Raw genomic sequence first — 14,521 nt, 5'->3', positions numbered from 1 at the left:
ACGTCACAGGTTGACGGATCTACACTCAGCGAGTGAGTGCGACGCGACGGCGGCTGAGTGCAGGGACGATCATCGTCCTGGTGCTCATCGCCGTCGCAGTCGTCTGCGTCGTCTCCGGCATCCTTCCGCGGGCGGATGCCGGGGCGCTCGGCGCCCGCATCGCGCCGGTGCTCGGGTTCGTCGTGGCGATCACGATCGTCGCCGAACTGGCGCGCGATGCGGCCGTGTTCGACGTGGTCGCCCAGCGCCTCGCGCGCTGGGGGCACGGGCGGGTCATCCTGCTGTGGGTGTCGGTCGTGGTGCTCGCAGTGATCAGCACCATCTTCCTCTCGCTCGACACCACCGCGGTGATCGTGACACCTGTCGTCGTCGTGCTCGCGCAGAGTGTCGGCATCCCGCCGCTGCCCTTCGCGCTCGTGACCGTGTGGCTCGCGAACACCGCATCGCTCGCCCTGCCGGTCTCGAATCTCACCAATCTGCTGGCCGCACGAGCGATCGGCGATGACCCGCTCTCGTTCCTCGCGCTGAGCTGGGCGCCGACGCTGGTGGGCGTGCTCGTGCCCGTGCTGGTGCTGACTCTTCGCCACCGGCGCACCCTCTTCGGCGGGTACCGGGTGCCGTCCGGGGGAGAGCCGTCTGACCGCGTGCTGTTCTGGGGCGCCGCCGGTGTGCTTCTGCTGCTGATGCCGCTGCTCGCACTGACCCATGACGTCTGGATCCCCGCGACCGTCGCCGCGGTGATGCTCCTCGTGCTGTTCGGCATCCGGCGTCGACACGTGCTGCGACTGTCGCTCGTGCCGTGGCAGGCGATCGGCCTCGCGGCGGCGCTGTTCGTCGTGGTCGAGACGGCGCATGCGAACGGCATCCTCGACTTCCTGTCGGTCCTCGCGACCAGCGGACACGCGCCCGCCGAGCTGCTGCGTCTCTCGGCCGCCGGCGCGCTCGCCGCGAACGGCGTGAACAACCTGCCGGCCTACCTGATCCTCGAACCCGCAGCCGGCGACCCGGTCGCGCTCATGGCGCTGCTGATCGGCGTGAACCTCGGCCCGCTCATCACGCCCTGGGCATCTCTCGCGACCCTGCTGTGGCATCACCGGGTGGTGTCGCTCGGCGTCGAGATCCGCTGGGGCAGCCTCATGCTCTGGGGTGCGATCGTCGCCGTGCCGACGGTGCTGGCGGCGACGCTCGTGCTCGCGCTGGTCTCGGGCTGACAGATTGCGGCCGCGACCGTCAGCTGACCGCCCACTCCTCCGCGAGGATGCCGTAGTTCATGCCGTCGAGCCACTCGCCCGAGCGATGCAGCGCGGTCTTGCGGCTGAACTCCTCGCGCCGCATGCCGAGCCGCTCCATCAGGCGCCACGACGGCTCGTTGTCGGCGAAGCATCCGGCGTGCACCCGGCGAAGCCCCAGCGCGCCGAAGCAGACGCCGATCACCGCGCGGATCGCCTCGGTCGCATAGCCGCGCCCGGTGTAGCGGGGATCGAGCACCCAGCCGAGCTCAGCCTCGACGCACTTCACCTGGTCGGCGACCTCGAGCTGACCCCACCCGTCGCCGATCCTGATCATGAGGTCGCCGATCGGGGTCGCCTCACCGTTCTCCGCGACCAGTTCGACGATGTGCATCGAGGCGAGCCGCTCGGGGTCGAGGTACCGCTCGCGGAACGCCTCGATCGTGTCGGGCGCGAGGCCCAGCCAGCGGTTCACGTCGGGCAGCTGCCGCCACGCCCACATCGCATCGATGTCGGGTGCGGTCATCGGCCGGATCTGCAGGCGCTCGGTGCGGACGGGCCAGACATCGGCGTGTGGCGAATCGGTCATCGACCCAGCCTACGGAGGCGGCTGCGCGGCCAGCATCCGCCTCCTGCCCGCTCCGGTCGCACTTTGTGCCGCCGAGATCGCTCGGGGGCGGCACGAACTGCGACCGGAAGGTGCGATAGGGAGCCCGGGCGGCACGAACTGCGACCGGAAGGTGCGAGTGGGAGCCGGAGCTGCGTCAGCTCTCGGGCGGTCCCTCAGGTCGGTGCGCACGGCGTCCGTTCACGACGACAGGGCGGCCTGCGCGCTCCTGCCCGGGCAGCGGCCGCGAGCGCCGACCGTAGATGAGCTCCGACGAGTCGAGCAGCCACGGCACGAGCGTGATCGACACCCCGTGCACGAGCATGAGCTGGTTGGCGAGGCGGCGCGAGCGGCGGTTGTGCAGGAACGTCTCCCACCAGTGCCCCACGATGTACTGCGGCAGGTATACGGTGACGACCGATGAGCCGTGCTTCTCGCGGTACTGCTTGATGAACTGCGACACCGGCTGGGCGAACGACCGGTACGGCGACTCCACGATCACGAGCGGGATCGGCACGAGATGGTCGGCCCAGTCCTTCTGCAGCTGGGTGGCGTCGTCGGATGCGACGGCGACGTGCACCGCGAGCGTCTTGCCGTGCTTCGCGGCGATCGCATAGTCGATCGCCTTGATGACCGGCTTCTGCAGCCGGTTGACGAGCACGATCGCGAGGTCGCCGGTGGCGCCGAACTTGGTCGTGTCGTCGATCGCGATCTCATGCTCCACATCGCGGTAGTACCGCTTGACGCCCATCATCAGGAAGGCGAGCACGGGGATCGCGAAGAACACCAGGTAGGCGCCGTGGGTGAACTTGGTGATCGTCACGATCAGCAGCACCGTGACCGTCATCGCGGCACCGAGCGAGTTGATGATCAGGCCCATCTTCGCCGAGCGGCGATCGGATGCCGAAGCACCATCGATCCCCGAGCCCGGCGTCTTCTCGACGGGACCCCGCAGCACGCGCTTCCAGTGCCGCACCATGCCGATCTGCCCCAGCGAGAACGACACGAACACACCGATGATGTACAGCTGGATCAGCGTCGTGAGCTTCGCCTGGAAGATCACGAGCACGGCGATCGCGGCGATGCCGAGCACGATCATGCCGTTCGAGAACACGAGACGGTCGCCGCGGGTGTTCAGCGACTTCGGTGCGTAGCCGTCGCGGGCGAGCACCGAGCCGAGCAGGGGGAAGCCGTTGAATGCGGTGTTCGCCGCGAGCAGCAGCACGCACGCGGTCGCGGCCTGGATGATGAAGAACATGATGCTGCCGCCGCCGAACGTCGCCGATGCGATCTGCGCCATCAGGCTCGGCTGCGGGTTGGAGCAGTCGAAGCCGATCAGGTCGCACGGGTTCTCGGCGTAGTGCACGCCGGTGATCAGGGCGAGGGCTGTGAGACCGGCGAACAGGCAGGCCGCGATCGAGCCCATGAGCACCAGCGTCGACTGCGCGTTGCGCACCTTCGGGGTGCGGAAGGCGGGCACGCCGTTCGACACGGCCTCGACGCCGGTGAGGGCGGAGCATCCGCTCGAGAAGGCGCGGAGGATCAGGAGGATGACCGCCGCCTGGCCGAGGTTCTCGGCGTTCACCGCGAACTCGGCGCTGGAGGCGACCGGCGCATCGCCGAGGAACGTGCGGATGAGTCCCGTCACGATCATGAAGACGACCGAGGCGATGAAGACATAGGTGGGGATCGCGAACACGAGCGATGCCTCGCGCACACCGCGCAGGTTCACGAGGATGATCAGGATCACGAAGCCGACCGCCAACTCGACCCGCAGCGGATCGAGTCCCGGCACGGCCGAGATGATGTTGTCGACACCGGATGCCACCGACACGGCGACCGTGAGCACGTAGTCGACCAGCAGAGCGGCCGCCACGATGACGCCGGGGATCTCGCCGAGGTTCTTCGACGCGACCTCGTAATCGCCACCGCCCGACGGGTAGGCCTTGATGAGCTGGCGGTAGCTGAGCACCACCACGATCAGCAGCACGACGACCGCGACCGCGACCAGCGGCGTGAACGACAGGAACGTCAGGCCGCCGATCAGCAGGATCATCACGAGTTCCTGCGGTGCGTAGGCGACAGAGCTCAGCGCGTCCGACGCGAAGATCGGCAGCGCCATCTTCTTCGGGAGCAGCTGATCGTCGACCTGCTCGCTCGTCAGCGGGTCGCCGATGAGGATGCGCTTGGCGCGGGGAGGGGCGTCGGTGTTGTCCCGGGATTCATCTGACACGTCGGGCGACACTACGCCCGCGAACGCCTTCCTCACGCGTTCCTCACGGAATCCCTACGGCCGCATGCGCCGTCCTCACGGAATCCTTACGGGTCCGGTGCGAGGGCGTGCGACCGATCAGTCCTCGTGCGGCCGCGGCATGTACCACTCGGTGAACTCTGTCGCCCGACCCTCGTCGTCCAGACGCACGATCCAGAGGTTGAGGTAGTCGCGTTCGGAGGGGTACTTCGTCCGCCCCTCGATCGCCACGAAACCGGCATCCTCGCGAACGATCCACCACTCGAACGACCATGAGTCCGGGTCGTCGAGATCCTCGAGCCAGCCCGCCACGATGTCGGCTCGGCCCACTCTCGGCTCGGAATCGGGGCTCGTCAGATACGTGGCGTCCTCACTGAAGAGCGCCGCGATCTGCTGGGGATCGTTCGACTTCCAGGCCTCGACGTACGCTTCGGTCCACTTCTCTCCTGCGCTGGTCATGTCCTCCGTTCTAGACCCGGGCTCAGACATCGTCAACGGGGGTCGACCCGATTTCTCATCGACGATGCACAGCCACTTCCGATCACGGACGCGTAACGTCGAAGACATGACGTCCCTCCAGGTCACCGATGACGCCATCCAGCAGACTCGGGAGCTCCGCGATGAGTTCCAGCGCTTCCTGCGCGAATACGAGTTCGGGATGCGGGAGGTCGAGACGAAGATCTCGATCCTTCGTGACGAGTTCACCCACCACCACGCGTACAACCCGATCGAGCACGTCAAGAGCCGGCTGAAGACTCCCGACAGCATCGTCGAGAAGATCGCCCGCAAGGGCATCGCCGAGCCGGACTTCGAGCGCATCCGCGCCGAGATCACCGACATCGCCGGTGTGCGCGTGACCTGCAGCTTCGTCGCCGACGTCTACCGTCTGTTCGATCTGCTCACCGCGCAGGACGACGTGACCGTCGTCACGGTCAAGGACTACATCGCGACCCCGAAGGACAACGGCTACAAGAGCCTGCACGCGATCATCGAGGTGCCGGTCTTCCTGTCGACCGGAGCCCTGTCGGTGCCGGTCGAGGTGCAGTTCCGCACCATCGCGATGGACTTCTGGGCCAGCCTCGAGCACAAGATCTACTACAAGTTCTCGAACCAGGTGCCGTCGCACCTCGTCGAGAGCCTGACGGATGCCGCCGAGGCCGCGGCCGAACTCGACAGCCGAATGGAGCGTCTGCACCGCGAGGCCCACGGCGTGCCCCAGCGTCAGCTCGCCCCGCCGCCGCCCCCGCACGTCGTGCAGGTCTGACCCGCCCGCCGTGTTGCGCGGGGACGCGTGACCCTGGAGCATAGGCAGGTGGTGAAGACGCAGCAGCCCCCGGTCTCGGACATCGAGCGCACCCTCGTCGACCTCCCCGGACTCGATCGTGGGCGGCAGCTGTGCGAGTGCGACCACGGCGACGACGAGGCCTATGCCGCCTGCGGCCGCAAGGCCAAGTGGCGCGTGTCGGTCGACTGCGTGTGCGGAGAGAACCACCCACGTCGCGTCGAGATCCTCTGCTCGAGGTGCCTGCGCACGCTGCGCGAACTGCAGGATCGCGACACCATCACCGCGCGCCGCCTCTGATCGCATCACGTCTGATGCCGCGACCATCCGTTCGCGCGTCTGCTCCGAACAACCCGAGACCACACCGTCCTCGGTGCGAAGGAGCAGACCATGGCACAGCGCAGCACCGCAGAAGAGCGCGGCACGGGCACACGGAAGAGCAGAGGTAAGAGGTTCTTCTTCTGGGCGGCCCTCTCGGGCGTCATCAGCGGACTCGTCTTCCTCGCGACCGCCGAGCTGTTCGCGCTGATCTTCGCGCGCTCGGCCAGCCCCCTCCTCGCCGTCGGCGGATTCGTGATCGACATCGTGCCCCAGCCGTTCAAGGAGTTCGCGATCGCGACCTTCGGCGAGTACGACAAGATCGCGCTGCTGGTCGGTCTCGGTCTCGCGGTGGTGATCGCGTCGGCGATCGCCGGCATCCTGCAGCTGCTGCGCCCCCCGCTCGGCGTCATCGCACTGGTGCTCGCGGGCGCACTCTCCACCGCGGCGATCGTCACCAGGGCCGGTGTCACGCCCCTCGCCTTCCTGCCTCCTGTGCTCGGAACCATCGCAGGATCCATCATCATCGTGCTGCTCATCCGCCGCCTCGTCGCGTGGAGGGCATCCGCGGTTCCCGCCGCGATGGTCGACCGCAAGGGGGAGACCACCGAGACCGCCGAGGCAGCGGATGCCGAGGCCGGGGCCTCTGACGGCACGCCCGCGAAGGCGATGGGCCGTCGGCAGTTCTTCATCCTCGCCGGCATCGCCAGCGTCGCAGCCGTCGTCGTGGGCGTCGCCTCGCGCACCGTGAGCATGACGGTCGCATCCGTCGCGTCGATCCGCGACGCCCTCAAGCTGCCGTCGCCGAAGTCGACTGTCACCGTCCCGACGGGTGCCGAGCTCGACATCCCGGGACTCACCAAGCTGATCACGCCGAACGAGGACTTCTACCGCGTCGACACCGCACTGACCGTGCCGACGATCGACCCCGAGACCTGGCGCCTCGTGATCGACGGCATGGTCGATCAACGCGTCGAGATGAGCTTCCAGGACATCCTCGACATGGGCGTCGACGAGTATGCGGTCACGCTCACGTGCGTCTCGAACGAGGTCGGCGGGGGCCTCGTCGGCAACGCCGTGTGGCTGGGTGTTCCGCTGCGCGACGTGCTGAAGAAGGCGGGGGTGAAGTCCGGTGCCGACATGGTGCTGTCGAAGAGCGTCGACGGCTACACCGCCAGCACGCCGCTGTCGGCACTGACCGACGACAACCTCGACGCGATCCTCGCCGTGGGAATGAACGGCGAGCCGCTGCCCCTCGAGCACGGCTTCCCCGTGCGCATGGTGGTGCCGGGGCTGTACGGCTACGTCTCGGCGACCAAGTGGCTCACCGAGCTCAAGGTCACCACGTTCGACAAGGACGAGGCCTACTGGACGCCGCGCGGATACAGCGCAGAGGCTCCGATCAAGTTCGCCTCGCGCGTCGACACCCCCAAGGTCGGCCAGGCCGTCGATGCCGGTCGCATCCCGATCGCCGGTGTCGCGTGGGCGCAGACGGTGGGAATCGAGCGCGTCGAGGTGCGCATCGACGAGGGCGACTGGATGCCGGCGACGCTCTCGGCCCCGATCAACGAGAACACCTGGGTGCAGTGGTTCATGGAATGGGATGCCACACCGGGCACGCACTACGTGGCCGTGCGCGCGATCAACAAGAACGGCGACATGCAGATCGAGGAGCGCGCACCGATCGCGCCGAACGGATCGTCGGGCTGGCAGCGGTCGCTCATCCGCGTCTCGTGATGCCCGTGCGCCTCGGCGGGACAGCACCTAGGGTGGAGCCATGACGTCGCTCCCCGCTTGCGTGATCACCGTCTCGGACCGCTCGTTCGCCGGGGAACGCGAAGACAGAGGCGGTCCGATCGCGGTCGGTCTGCTGCGGGATGCCGGGTGGCACTGCCCCGACGCCGAGGTCATCCCTGACGGGGCTGCCTCCGTGGCCGATGCGCTGCGCCGAGCGGTCGCGCGTGGTGTGCGGCTGATCGTGACCACAGGCGGCACAGGAGTCAGCCCACGCGATGAGACCCCCGAGGGCACCCGTCAGGTGATCACCCGCGAGGTGCCGGGCATCGCCGAGGAGCTGCGTCGCAGCGGTCTCTCCGACACCCCGCTGTCGGTGCTCTCGCGCGGACTCGCCGGTGTCGTCGACCCGGCCGGATCGCTCGTCGTCAACCTCCCGGGATCCACGCGTGCCGTGGCATCCGGAGTCCCGGTGGTGCTGACCGTCGCGAGACACGTGGTCGACCAGGTCGAGGGCGGTGACCACGCATGAACGAGGTGCGGATCGCCGCGATCTCCGATCGGCGTCTCGACCTCGACGCTCATCTCGCCGCCGTCGAGGACCCTGCGCTGGGCGGCGTGACGACCTTCATCGGCCGGGTGCGCGACAACGACCCTGATGCCGCGACGCCTGTCGTCGGGCTCGAGTACAGCTCGCATCCCGACGCAGAGGTCACACTGCGGCGCATCGCGGAGGAGGCGGCAGCGGATGCCGTCGGCGACTCCCGCGTCGCGGTGGCCGTGAGTCATCGCATCGGGCAGCTCGACGTGGGTGATGCGGCGGTCGTGATCGCGGTCGCCGCCGAGCATCGTGCCGAGGCGTTCGAGGTGTGCCGCGCGATCATCGAGGACATCAAGACGTCGCTCCCCGTGTGGAAGCGTCAGGTCGAGTCCGACGGATCGACGTCGTGGAAGGGCATCGGCGGCTGAGCCGAGTCGCGTGTCTCGCGTCGGGAGTCGCGAGTCGCCTGTCGCGTGTGGGGCCCGCGCGCCTCAGAAGTCCGTGTGCGCTTCCGAAGTCCGTTTCTGGCGTCCGTGGACTTGCGAAGCGCATATTGACTTGCGGGGCGTACGCGAGTGGGCGTGAGTCGAGCGGAGGCCTAGCCCCCGGCGAACGGCGGGAGCACGTCGATCAGCTGAGCGTCGTCGAGTGATCGGTCGTCGTCGCTGCGCACGCCGTCGACCATGACCGCGCAGCGCGGCAGGATGTCGGCGAGGGCCGGGTGGTCGGCGATCACGCCGGCGCGGAGCTGGGCGAGCGAGCGCTCGCCGCGCTCCTCGGAGTCGGTGCCCGCAGCCTCTGCGGCGGCCGCGAAGTAGCGCACGCGGATGGTCGTGGTCAGCGGCGCGGTCATCGGGTCTCGCCCTCGCGCACCCAGTCGCCCGAGCGTCCGCCTGACTTCGCGACGATGCGCACGTCCTCGATGACGACCGAGCGGTCGAGTCCCTTGATCATGTCGACGATCGCCAGAGCGCTCACAGAGACGGCCGTCAGTGCTTCCATCTCGACGCCGGTGCGGTCGGCGGTGCCGACGGTCGCCTCGACGTGCACGCCGTCGTCGACGATGTCGAGCTCGACGTTCGCGCGGTGCACGCCGATCACGTGGGCGAGCGGCAGCAGGGCGGGAGTCGACTTGGCGGCCTGGATGCCGGCGATGCGGGCGACCGCGAGCACGTCGCCCTTGGGGGCGGTGCCGTCGCGCAGCGCCGCGATGACCTCGGGGCTGCAGCGCACGAAGCCACGAGCGGTCGCGGTGCGGACGGTCGGCTGCTTGGCGGTCACATCGACCATGTGCGCATGACCGGCCGAGTCGAGGTGCGTGAAACTCATTCGACCAGCATGACATCGATCACGTCGCCTACGGCGACGGCCTCGACCTCGGCGGGCACGACCGCGAACGCGCGTGCCCGAGCGAGGCCGCCGGCCAGATGCGATCCGGACCCTCCGGCCGTCGCGGGGCGCACCGTGCGATTCGCGAGATCGACGACGGCGGGCAGGTACTGACGCCGCCCGGGCGGGGTGGTCCATCCGGCATCCGCCGTGAAGGATGCGCGAGCGCGATGGATCTCCGAGCGACCCTGCAGCGCGAGCAATGCCGGCCGCACGAAGACCTCGAACGAGACCGCGACGCTGACCGGGTTGCCCGGAAGGCCGAACACGAGCGTGCCGGAGTCGAGCGCGCCGAACGCCTGCGGCTTGCCCGGTTGCATCGCGACGCTCGCGAACTCGACGGCGCCTCGTCCGTCGAAGGCTCCGCGCACCGGCTCGTACGCCCCGGCGCTGACACCGCCCGTGAACACGATCACATCGGCACCGCGTTCGACGGCGGTCGCGGTGACGGTGCGCACGGCGTCGGCGTCGTCTGTGACACGCGCCACGAGCACGACCTCGGCGTCGGCATCGGCGACGAGGAGTTCGAGCAGGGGGCCGTTCGAGTCGGGGATGCGGCCACGGGCGGCGGGCTCACCCGGCTCCAGCAGCTCGCTGCCCGTCGAGACCACGGCCACACGCGGCGCACGGGTCACCGAGACCGTCTCCACGCCGGCGGCTACGGCGGCCGCGAGCTGGAAGGCGCCGAGGCGCTCGCCGGCGAGCACGACGGCATCCCCTGCATGCAGGTCGGCGCCGCGGCGGCGGACGAATGCTCCCGGTGTCGTCGGTGCCCGCAGCACCCGCACCTCGCCGAGCGAGTCGGCGAGCCCTCCGGCGGTGTCCTCGAAGGGCACGATCGCATCGGCCGCGGTCGGTGTCGGGGAGCCCGTCATGATCCGCGCAGCCTCGCCGGCATCCAGAGGCGGGTCGTCAGAGACCCCGGCGGGCAGATCGGCGACCACGCGCAGCGCCACCGGGTTGTCGGCGGATGCTGCGGCGACGTCGGCCGCTCGCACCGCGAAGCCGTCCATCGCCGAGTTGTCGAAGAGGGGGATGTCGTGGGCCGCGGTCGCGGGCTCCGCAAGCGTGCGGTGGGCGGCGTCGCGAATCGCACGACTCTCGGCAGGAAGGGTGCGCACGGCGTCGAGAACCAGGGCGAGCTGCTCCTCGACCGTGCGGCGGCTGCCGTTCGCGGCGCTCATGCCGACACCGCCGAGCGGATCGCGATCTCGTGCTGCCTCGAGGTGAGGGCGTCGATCATGGCGAGACGGCCCAGCAGCGGCTCGCCCGCGCCGGTGATGAGTTTCACGACCTCGCCCGCCAGCATCCCGCCGACCTGCACGCACAGGGCCCCGAGCACGCCGACCTGCGCGCAGCTCGGGGGCTCGCCCTCGGTGCCGAGCGGGAAGAGATCGGTCAGCACGACCGGTGCTCGGCCCGCGGGCGGATCCGACCAGAACACGGTCGCCTGTGCGTGCCACTCCTGCACGGCGCCCCACACGAGCGGGATGCCGAGGGCTTGGGTCGCGGCGGCGACGTCGCGCCGCGTCGCGAAGGAGTCGCTCGTGTCGACCACGATGTCGGCCCCGGCGAACAGGCGCTCGGCGTTCTCGGAGTCGAGTCGCTCGGAGGCCGTCACGACCTCCGCCCCTGGCGAGAGTGCGGCGATCGCGCGCGCCGCCGAGGTGGTCTTGGGCCTGCCGATGTCTTCGACGCGGTGGGCGAGCTGGCGCTGCAGATTCGTCAGTTCCACGATGTCGTCATCGATCACCGTGATGCTGCCGACTCCGGCCGCAGCCAGTGCGAGAAGCACGGGGGAGCCGATGCCGCCGGCCCCGACGACGGTGACGTGGGCTGCGGCGAGGCGGCGCTGGCCCTCTTCTCCGATGCCCGCGAGCACCGCGTGCCTGGCGGTGCGGACGAGTTCGGCCGGGTCGAGAGCGGGCGCGGGGGCGACGAGCGGCTGCATGTCCCCAGGCTATGCCCGGGGTGCGCGATTGCGGCGGGTGCAGGGGGATTCGCCCGGGGCTCGGAGCGGATGGATGCGGGGTGGGCGCCGCGCTTCCGCTGATGCGGTCGTTTTCGGCCTCAGCATCCGCTTCTGCGGTAATGTTCACGCATGCAGAGCTTTCGGATCTCACGCGCGGCACAGCTGCTCGGGGTGAGCGATGACACGGTGCGGCGCTGGATCGATCAGGGCCTGCTGCCGACGACCGACGCGGTGCCGGCCGAGATCCCCGGAGATGCTCTCGCCGCGCGGGCTGTGCAGCTCGCCGAGGAGGCGCAGGAGTCGAATCATGCGCTCTCGAGCGCTCGCAACCGCTTCGTCGGCATCGTGACCCGCGTGCAGATCGACGGAGTCATGGCGCAGGTCGACCTGCAGTCGGGGCCCCACCGCGTCGTCTCGCTCATGTCGGCCGAAGCCGCCCGTGAACTGAACCTCGAGGTGGGCTCGCTCGCCGCCGCATCCGTCAAAGCGACGCAGGTCGTCGTCGAAGTGCCGAAGGGCTGACACATGAACCGCGCCCTCCGCCGCACCGTCACGGTCGCCCTGACCGCCGCAGCACTCGCCCTCACGGGGTGCGCCGCCGGTACCGAGTCGCCGGCGCCGACCACCACGGATGAGGCATCCGAGGGTGTCGTGAGCGGTGAGCTCACGGTCTACGCGGCGGCTTCGCTCTCGGGCGCCTTCGACGAGATCGGCGCGGCGTTCACCGAGGCGAACCCCGACGTGCAGTTCAGTGGCGTGTACGACGGCTCGTCGACGCTGGTCACCCAGCTGCTGGAGGGTGCTCCGGCCGACGTGTTCGCCTCGGCCGACGAAGCCAACATGGACGAGCTCGAGGATGCCGCGGTCGACCCGACCCTGTTCGCCTCGAACACGCTCGTGATCGCCGTGCCGACCGGCAACCCGGGCGGCGTCGAGACCCTCGACGACCTGGCCGACGTCACCACCGTGCTGTGCGCCCCCGAGGTGCCGTGCGGTGCCGCATCCGCCACGTTGCTCTCGAACGCCGGCGTCACGGTCGAGGCGGCCAGCCTCGAGCAGAATGTGACCGCTGTGCTCACCAAGGTCGCAGCCTCCGAGGCCGATGCCGGACTCGTCTACGCGACCGATGTGATCGGCCGCGACGACGTCGAGGTGATCGTGCCCGACGGCGCCGACGACGTCGTCAACCACTATCCGATCGCAGCACTGTCTGAGACTCCGAACTCCGCGGCCGCCGAGGCGTTCGTCGCCTTCGTGCTGTCAGACGAGGGGCAGCGCATCCTGGCCGACTTCGGGTTCGGCGCGCCGTGAGTGCGGCCGGAGCGCGCGGATACGCGCCGCGTGCGCTGGCCATCCCCGCGCTGATCGGTCTCGCGTTCCTCATCCTCCCGCTCGCGGCTCTCGTCGCCCGCGTCGACTGGTCGACCTTCATCGCCGACGTGACGTCGGAGGCCGCGCGCTCGGCGCTGCTGCTGTCGCTGGGCACCGGTCTCATCGCCACGCTGCTGTGCATCGTGATCGGCGTTCCGCTGGCGCTGACCATCGCTCGTTCGGGACCGCGCCTGGCTGCCGTGCTGCGTGCGGCGGTCACGGTTCCGCTCGTGCTGCCGCCCATGGTCGGCGGCATCGCCCTGCTCTATCTGTTCGGGCGGGCGGGGTGGTTCGGAGGGCTCGGACTCTCGTTCAGCACCCCGGCCGTCGTGCTCGCGCAGACCTTCGTGGCATTGCCCTTCCTGGTACTCGCGGTCGAGGGGGCCGTGCGCACCTCGGGGGTCGAGTATGAGCGCACCGCCGCCGCGCTCGGCGCCGGCCGCTGGACGATCCTGTGCCGCATCACCCTGCCTCTGGCGGCTCCCGGAATCGTGGCCGGGGTCGTGCTGTGCTTCGCACGGGCGATCGGCGAGTTCGGGGCCACGGCGCTCTTCGCGGGCAACCGCCCCGGCGTCACGCAGACCATGCCCCTGGCGATCTACACCGCGTTCAACGGCGCCGGGGTCACCCAGGGGGCCGCGGTCGCCCTCGCGCTGCTGCTGCTCGTCACCGCGATCCTCGTGCTGCTGCTCGTGCGCGGGTGGCGTCCGGGGGCTGCGCGATGAGCGCGCTCGGTGACGGTGGCCTGCACGCTCATGTGGTCGTGCCGCGGGAGCACTTCACGGTCGACGTCTCACTGCAGGTGGAGGCGGGCGAGACGGTCGCGGTGATGGGGCCGAGCGGTGCGGGCAAGTCGACGCTGCTGCAGGCGCTCGCCGGACTCGAGCCGCTGGGTGGGGGTGAGATCGCCGTCGAGGGCAGGGTCGTCGACCGGGTCGCGAAACCCAGGGTGCGGACCGAGCCGATGCGCCGCGGGGTCGTGCTGCTCGGGCAGAAGCCCCGGCTGTTCCCGCATCTGTCGGCGCGCGAGAACGTGGCGTTCGGGCCGCGTGCGGCTGGCGTCGAGACTCGTGCTGCGCGAGCACATGCCGACGACTGGCTCGCGCGGGTCGGGCTCCCCGGCTCCGGAGAGCGGATGCCGCACGAGCTGTCCGGAGGTGAGCAGCAGCGCGTCGCGGTCGCTCGTGCGCTCGCGACATCTCCTCGCGTCGTGCTGCTCGACGAGCCGCTCGTCGCCCTCGACCCCGAGACGGCCGGCGACATCCGGCGGATGCTGCGCGACCAGCTCGCCTCGACCACGACTGTCGCGGTCACGCACGATGCGGCGGATGCCGTCGCGCTCGCCGATCGGCTGATCGTCGTCGAGGGTGGTCGTGTGACGCAGGAGGGGCCGGTGCGCGAGGTGCTCGCCGCTCCGGCATCCGGTTTCGTCGCATCGATCGCCGGGGTGAATCGCCTGGTGGGCGTCGCGAATGGGGGGTCGTGGCGCAGCGGGGAGGTGCTGCTGACCAGTGACGATCCGGCCTCGCGTGCTCTCGCAGCGACGGACGGCGTTGCGCTCGCCGCGGTCTTCCGTCCGCGCGACGTGCGGGTCGCGGCGCCCGGCGCGCCCGGCGCGCCCGACTCGTGGGCCGGTGTCGTGACTCGCATCGAGCCCACGCTCGACGGGGTGCGCGTGCACACCGATGCCGGGGCGGTCGACCTGTCGCTGGATGCTGCCGGAGGGGTCGCGGTCGGCGATCGGATTCGGCTGCGGGTGGTCCCGGCACTGGTGCGGTTCGTCGCGGTGCCCTGAGCTGCGCCCAGCTTCGTGATCAAGCATCGAAC

17 protein-coding genes are annotated in these 14,521 nt (G+C 69.8%); 10 read left to right on the top strand and 7 right to left on the bottom strand.

Going from position 1 to position 14,521, the window contains the following annotated elements:
- The first annotated feature begins 32 nt into the window (after positions 1-32).
- Entirely contained in the window at positions 33-1,211 is a 1,179-nt protein-coding gene (locus ACQ4LY_RS03300) for an SLC13 family permease (protein ID WP_431074556.1), read from the top strand.
- Positions 1,212-1,230: 19 nt separating this feature from the next.
- Here ACQ4LY_RS03300 and ACQ4LY_RS03295 read toward each other — a convergent pair whose 3' ends face one another.
- The 3 genes from ACQ4LY_RS03295 to ACQ4LY_RS03285 all read right to left on the bottom strand — a co-directional run bounded on the left by ACQ4LY_RS03295 (position 1,231) and on the right by ACQ4LY_RS03285 (position 4,546).
- Complete coding sequence (locus tag ACQ4LY_RS03295) at positions 1,231-1,818, bottom strand: GNAT family N-acetyltransferase (protein WP_431074555.1); 588 nt, start codon at positions 1,816-1,818, stop codon at positions 1,231-1,233.
- 175 nt (positions 1,819-1,993) lie between these two features.
- Positions 1,994-4,081 (bottom strand): APC family permease, encoded by a 2,088-nt coding sequence (locus ACQ4LY_RS03290; protein ID WP_431075742.1) that lies wholly within the window; start codon positions 4,079-4,081, stop codon positions 1,994-1,996.
- A gap of 105 nt (positions 4,082-4,186) precedes the next feature.
- Positions 4,187-4,546 carry a nuclear transport factor 2 family protein gene (locus tag ACQ4LY_RS03285; RefSeq protein ID WP_431074554.1) on the bottom strand — a complete coding sequence of 120 codons (360 nt, stop codon included), beginning with the start codon at positions 4,544-4,546 and terminating at the stop codon, positions 4,187-4,189.
- A 106-nt stretch (positions 4,547-4,652) separates the two neighbouring features.
- Here ACQ4LY_RS03285 and ACQ4LY_RS03280 point away from each other — a divergent pair, with 106 nt between their 5' ends.
- From ACQ4LY_RS03280 to ACQ4LY_RS03260, 5 genes are all read left to right on the top strand, one after another.
- Positions 4,653-5,351 (top strand): GTP pyrophosphokinase, encoded by a 699-nt coding sequence (locus ACQ4LY_RS03280; protein WP_056310262.1) that lies wholly within the window; start codon positions 4,653-4,655, stop codon positions 5,349-5,351.
- A 48-nt stretch (positions 5,352-5,399) separates the two neighbouring features.
- The gene (locus ACQ4LY_RS03275) at positions 5,400-5,669 is read left to right on the top strand and encodes a hypothetical protein (protein WP_431074553.1); all 270 of its coding nucleotides are present in this window, start codon (positions 5,400-5,402) and stop codon (positions 5,667-5,669) included.
- A 90-nt stretch (positions 5,670-5,759) separates the two neighbouring features.
- Positions 5,760-7,424: a molybdopterin-dependent oxidoreductase gene (locus ACQ4LY_RS03270; RefSeq protein WP_431074552.1), complete on the top strand. Its 1,665-nt coding sequence runs from the start codon at positions 5,760-5,762 to the stop codon at positions 7,422-7,424.
- 40 nt (positions 7,425-7,464) lie between these two features.
- Positions 7,465-7,953, top strand: coding sequence for a MogA/MoaB family molybdenum cofactor biosynthesis protein (locus ACQ4LY_RS03265; protein ID WP_311244054.1), 489 nt, complete (start codon positions 7,465-7,467; stop codon positions 7,951-7,953).
- Positions 7,950-8,390 carry a molybdenum cofactor biosynthesis protein MoaE gene (locus ACQ4LY_RS03260; RefSeq protein WP_431074551.1) on the top strand — a complete coding sequence of 147 codons (441 nt, stop codon included), beginning with the start codon at positions 7,950-7,952 and terminating at the stop codon, positions 8,388-8,390. Before ACQ4LY_RS03265 ends, ACQ4LY_RS03260 begins: the two co-directional genes overlap by 4 nt.
- 170 nt (positions 8,391-8,560) lie before the next feature.
- On the opposite strand, the gene ACQ4LY_RS03255 is transcribed toward ACQ4LY_RS03260, so the two are convergent.
- From ACQ4LY_RS03255 to ACQ4LY_RS03240, 4 genes are read right to left on the bottom strand one after another with little or no spacing between them, the layout of a single operon-like run.
- Positions 8,561-8,815 carry a MoaD/ThiS family protein gene (locus ACQ4LY_RS03255; protein ID WP_431074550.1) on the bottom strand — a complete coding sequence of 85 codons (255 nt, stop codon included), beginning with the start codon at positions 8,813-8,815 and terminating at the stop codon, positions 8,561-8,563.
- Positions 8,812-9,291, bottom strand: coding sequence for a cyclic pyranopterin monophosphate synthase MoaC (moaC, locus tag ACQ4LY_RS03250; RefSeq protein ID WP_056310251.1), 480 nt, complete (start codon positions 9,289-9,291; stop codon positions 8,812-8,814). The genes ACQ4LY_RS03255 and moaC overlap by 4 nt, the downstream gene beginning before the upstream one ends.
- Positions 9,288-10,535 carry a molybdopterin molybdotransferase MoeA gene (locus tag ACQ4LY_RS03245; protein WP_431074549.1) on the bottom strand — a complete coding sequence of 416 codons (1,248 nt, stop codon included), beginning with the start codon at positions 10,533-10,535 and terminating at the stop codon, positions 9,288-9,290. The genes moaC and ACQ4LY_RS03245 overlap by 4 nt, the downstream gene beginning before the upstream one ends.
- Complete coding sequence (locus ACQ4LY_RS03240; protein WP_431074548.1) at positions 10,532-11,302, bottom strand: HesA/MoeB/ThiF family protein; 771 nt, start codon at positions 11,300-11,302, stop codon at positions 10,532-10,534. Before ACQ4LY_RS03240 ends, ACQ4LY_RS03245 begins: the two co-directional genes overlap by 4 nt.
- 150 nt (positions 11,303-11,452) lie before the next feature.
- On the opposite strand from ACQ4LY_RS03240, the gene ACQ4LY_RS03235 reads away from it, so the two are divergent.
- Genes ACQ4LY_RS03235 through ACQ4LY_RS03220 form a run of 4 tightly spaced genes read left to right on the top strand, consistent with a single transcriptional unit; the run spans position 11,453 to position 14,489 of the window.
- A complete protein-coding gene (locus tag ACQ4LY_RS03235; RefSeq protein WP_431074547.1) occupies positions 11,453-11,845 on the top strand; it encodes a TOBE domain-containing protein in 393 nt (130 codons plus the stop codon).
- Positions 11,846-11,848: 3 nt separating this feature from the next.
- Positions 11,849-12,634, top strand: a complete 786-nt coding sequence (gene modA / locus ACQ4LY_RS03230) for a molybdate ABC transporter substrate-binding protein (protein WP_431074546.1) — start codon at positions 11,849-11,851, stop codon at positions 12,632-12,634.
- Positions 12,631-13,419: a molybdate ABC transporter permease subunit gene (modB, locus tag ACQ4LY_RS03225; RefSeq protein WP_431074545.1), complete on the top strand. Its 789-nt coding sequence runs from the start codon at positions 12,631-12,633 to the stop codon at positions 13,417-13,419. Before modA ends, modB begins: the two co-directional genes overlap by 4 nt.
- The gene (locus tag ACQ4LY_RS03220) at positions 13,416-14,489 is read left to right on the top strand and encodes a sulfate/molybdate ABC transporter ATP-binding protein (RefSeq protein WP_431074544.1); all 1,074 of its coding nucleotides are present in this window, start codon (positions 13,416-13,418) and stop codon (positions 14,487-14,489) included. The genes modB and ACQ4LY_RS03220 overlap by 4 nt, the downstream gene beginning before the upstream one ends.
- Positions 14,490-14,521 lie beyond the last annotated feature (32 nt).

This window comes from Microbacterium phyllosphaerae (assembly GCF_050628115.1).
Taxonomy (GTDB): Bacteria; Actinomycetota; Actinomycetes; order Actinomycetales; family Microbacteriaceae; genus Microbacterium; species Microbacterium phyllosphaerae_A.
This window is presented reverse-complemented; position numbering and strand designations above follow the sequence as displayed.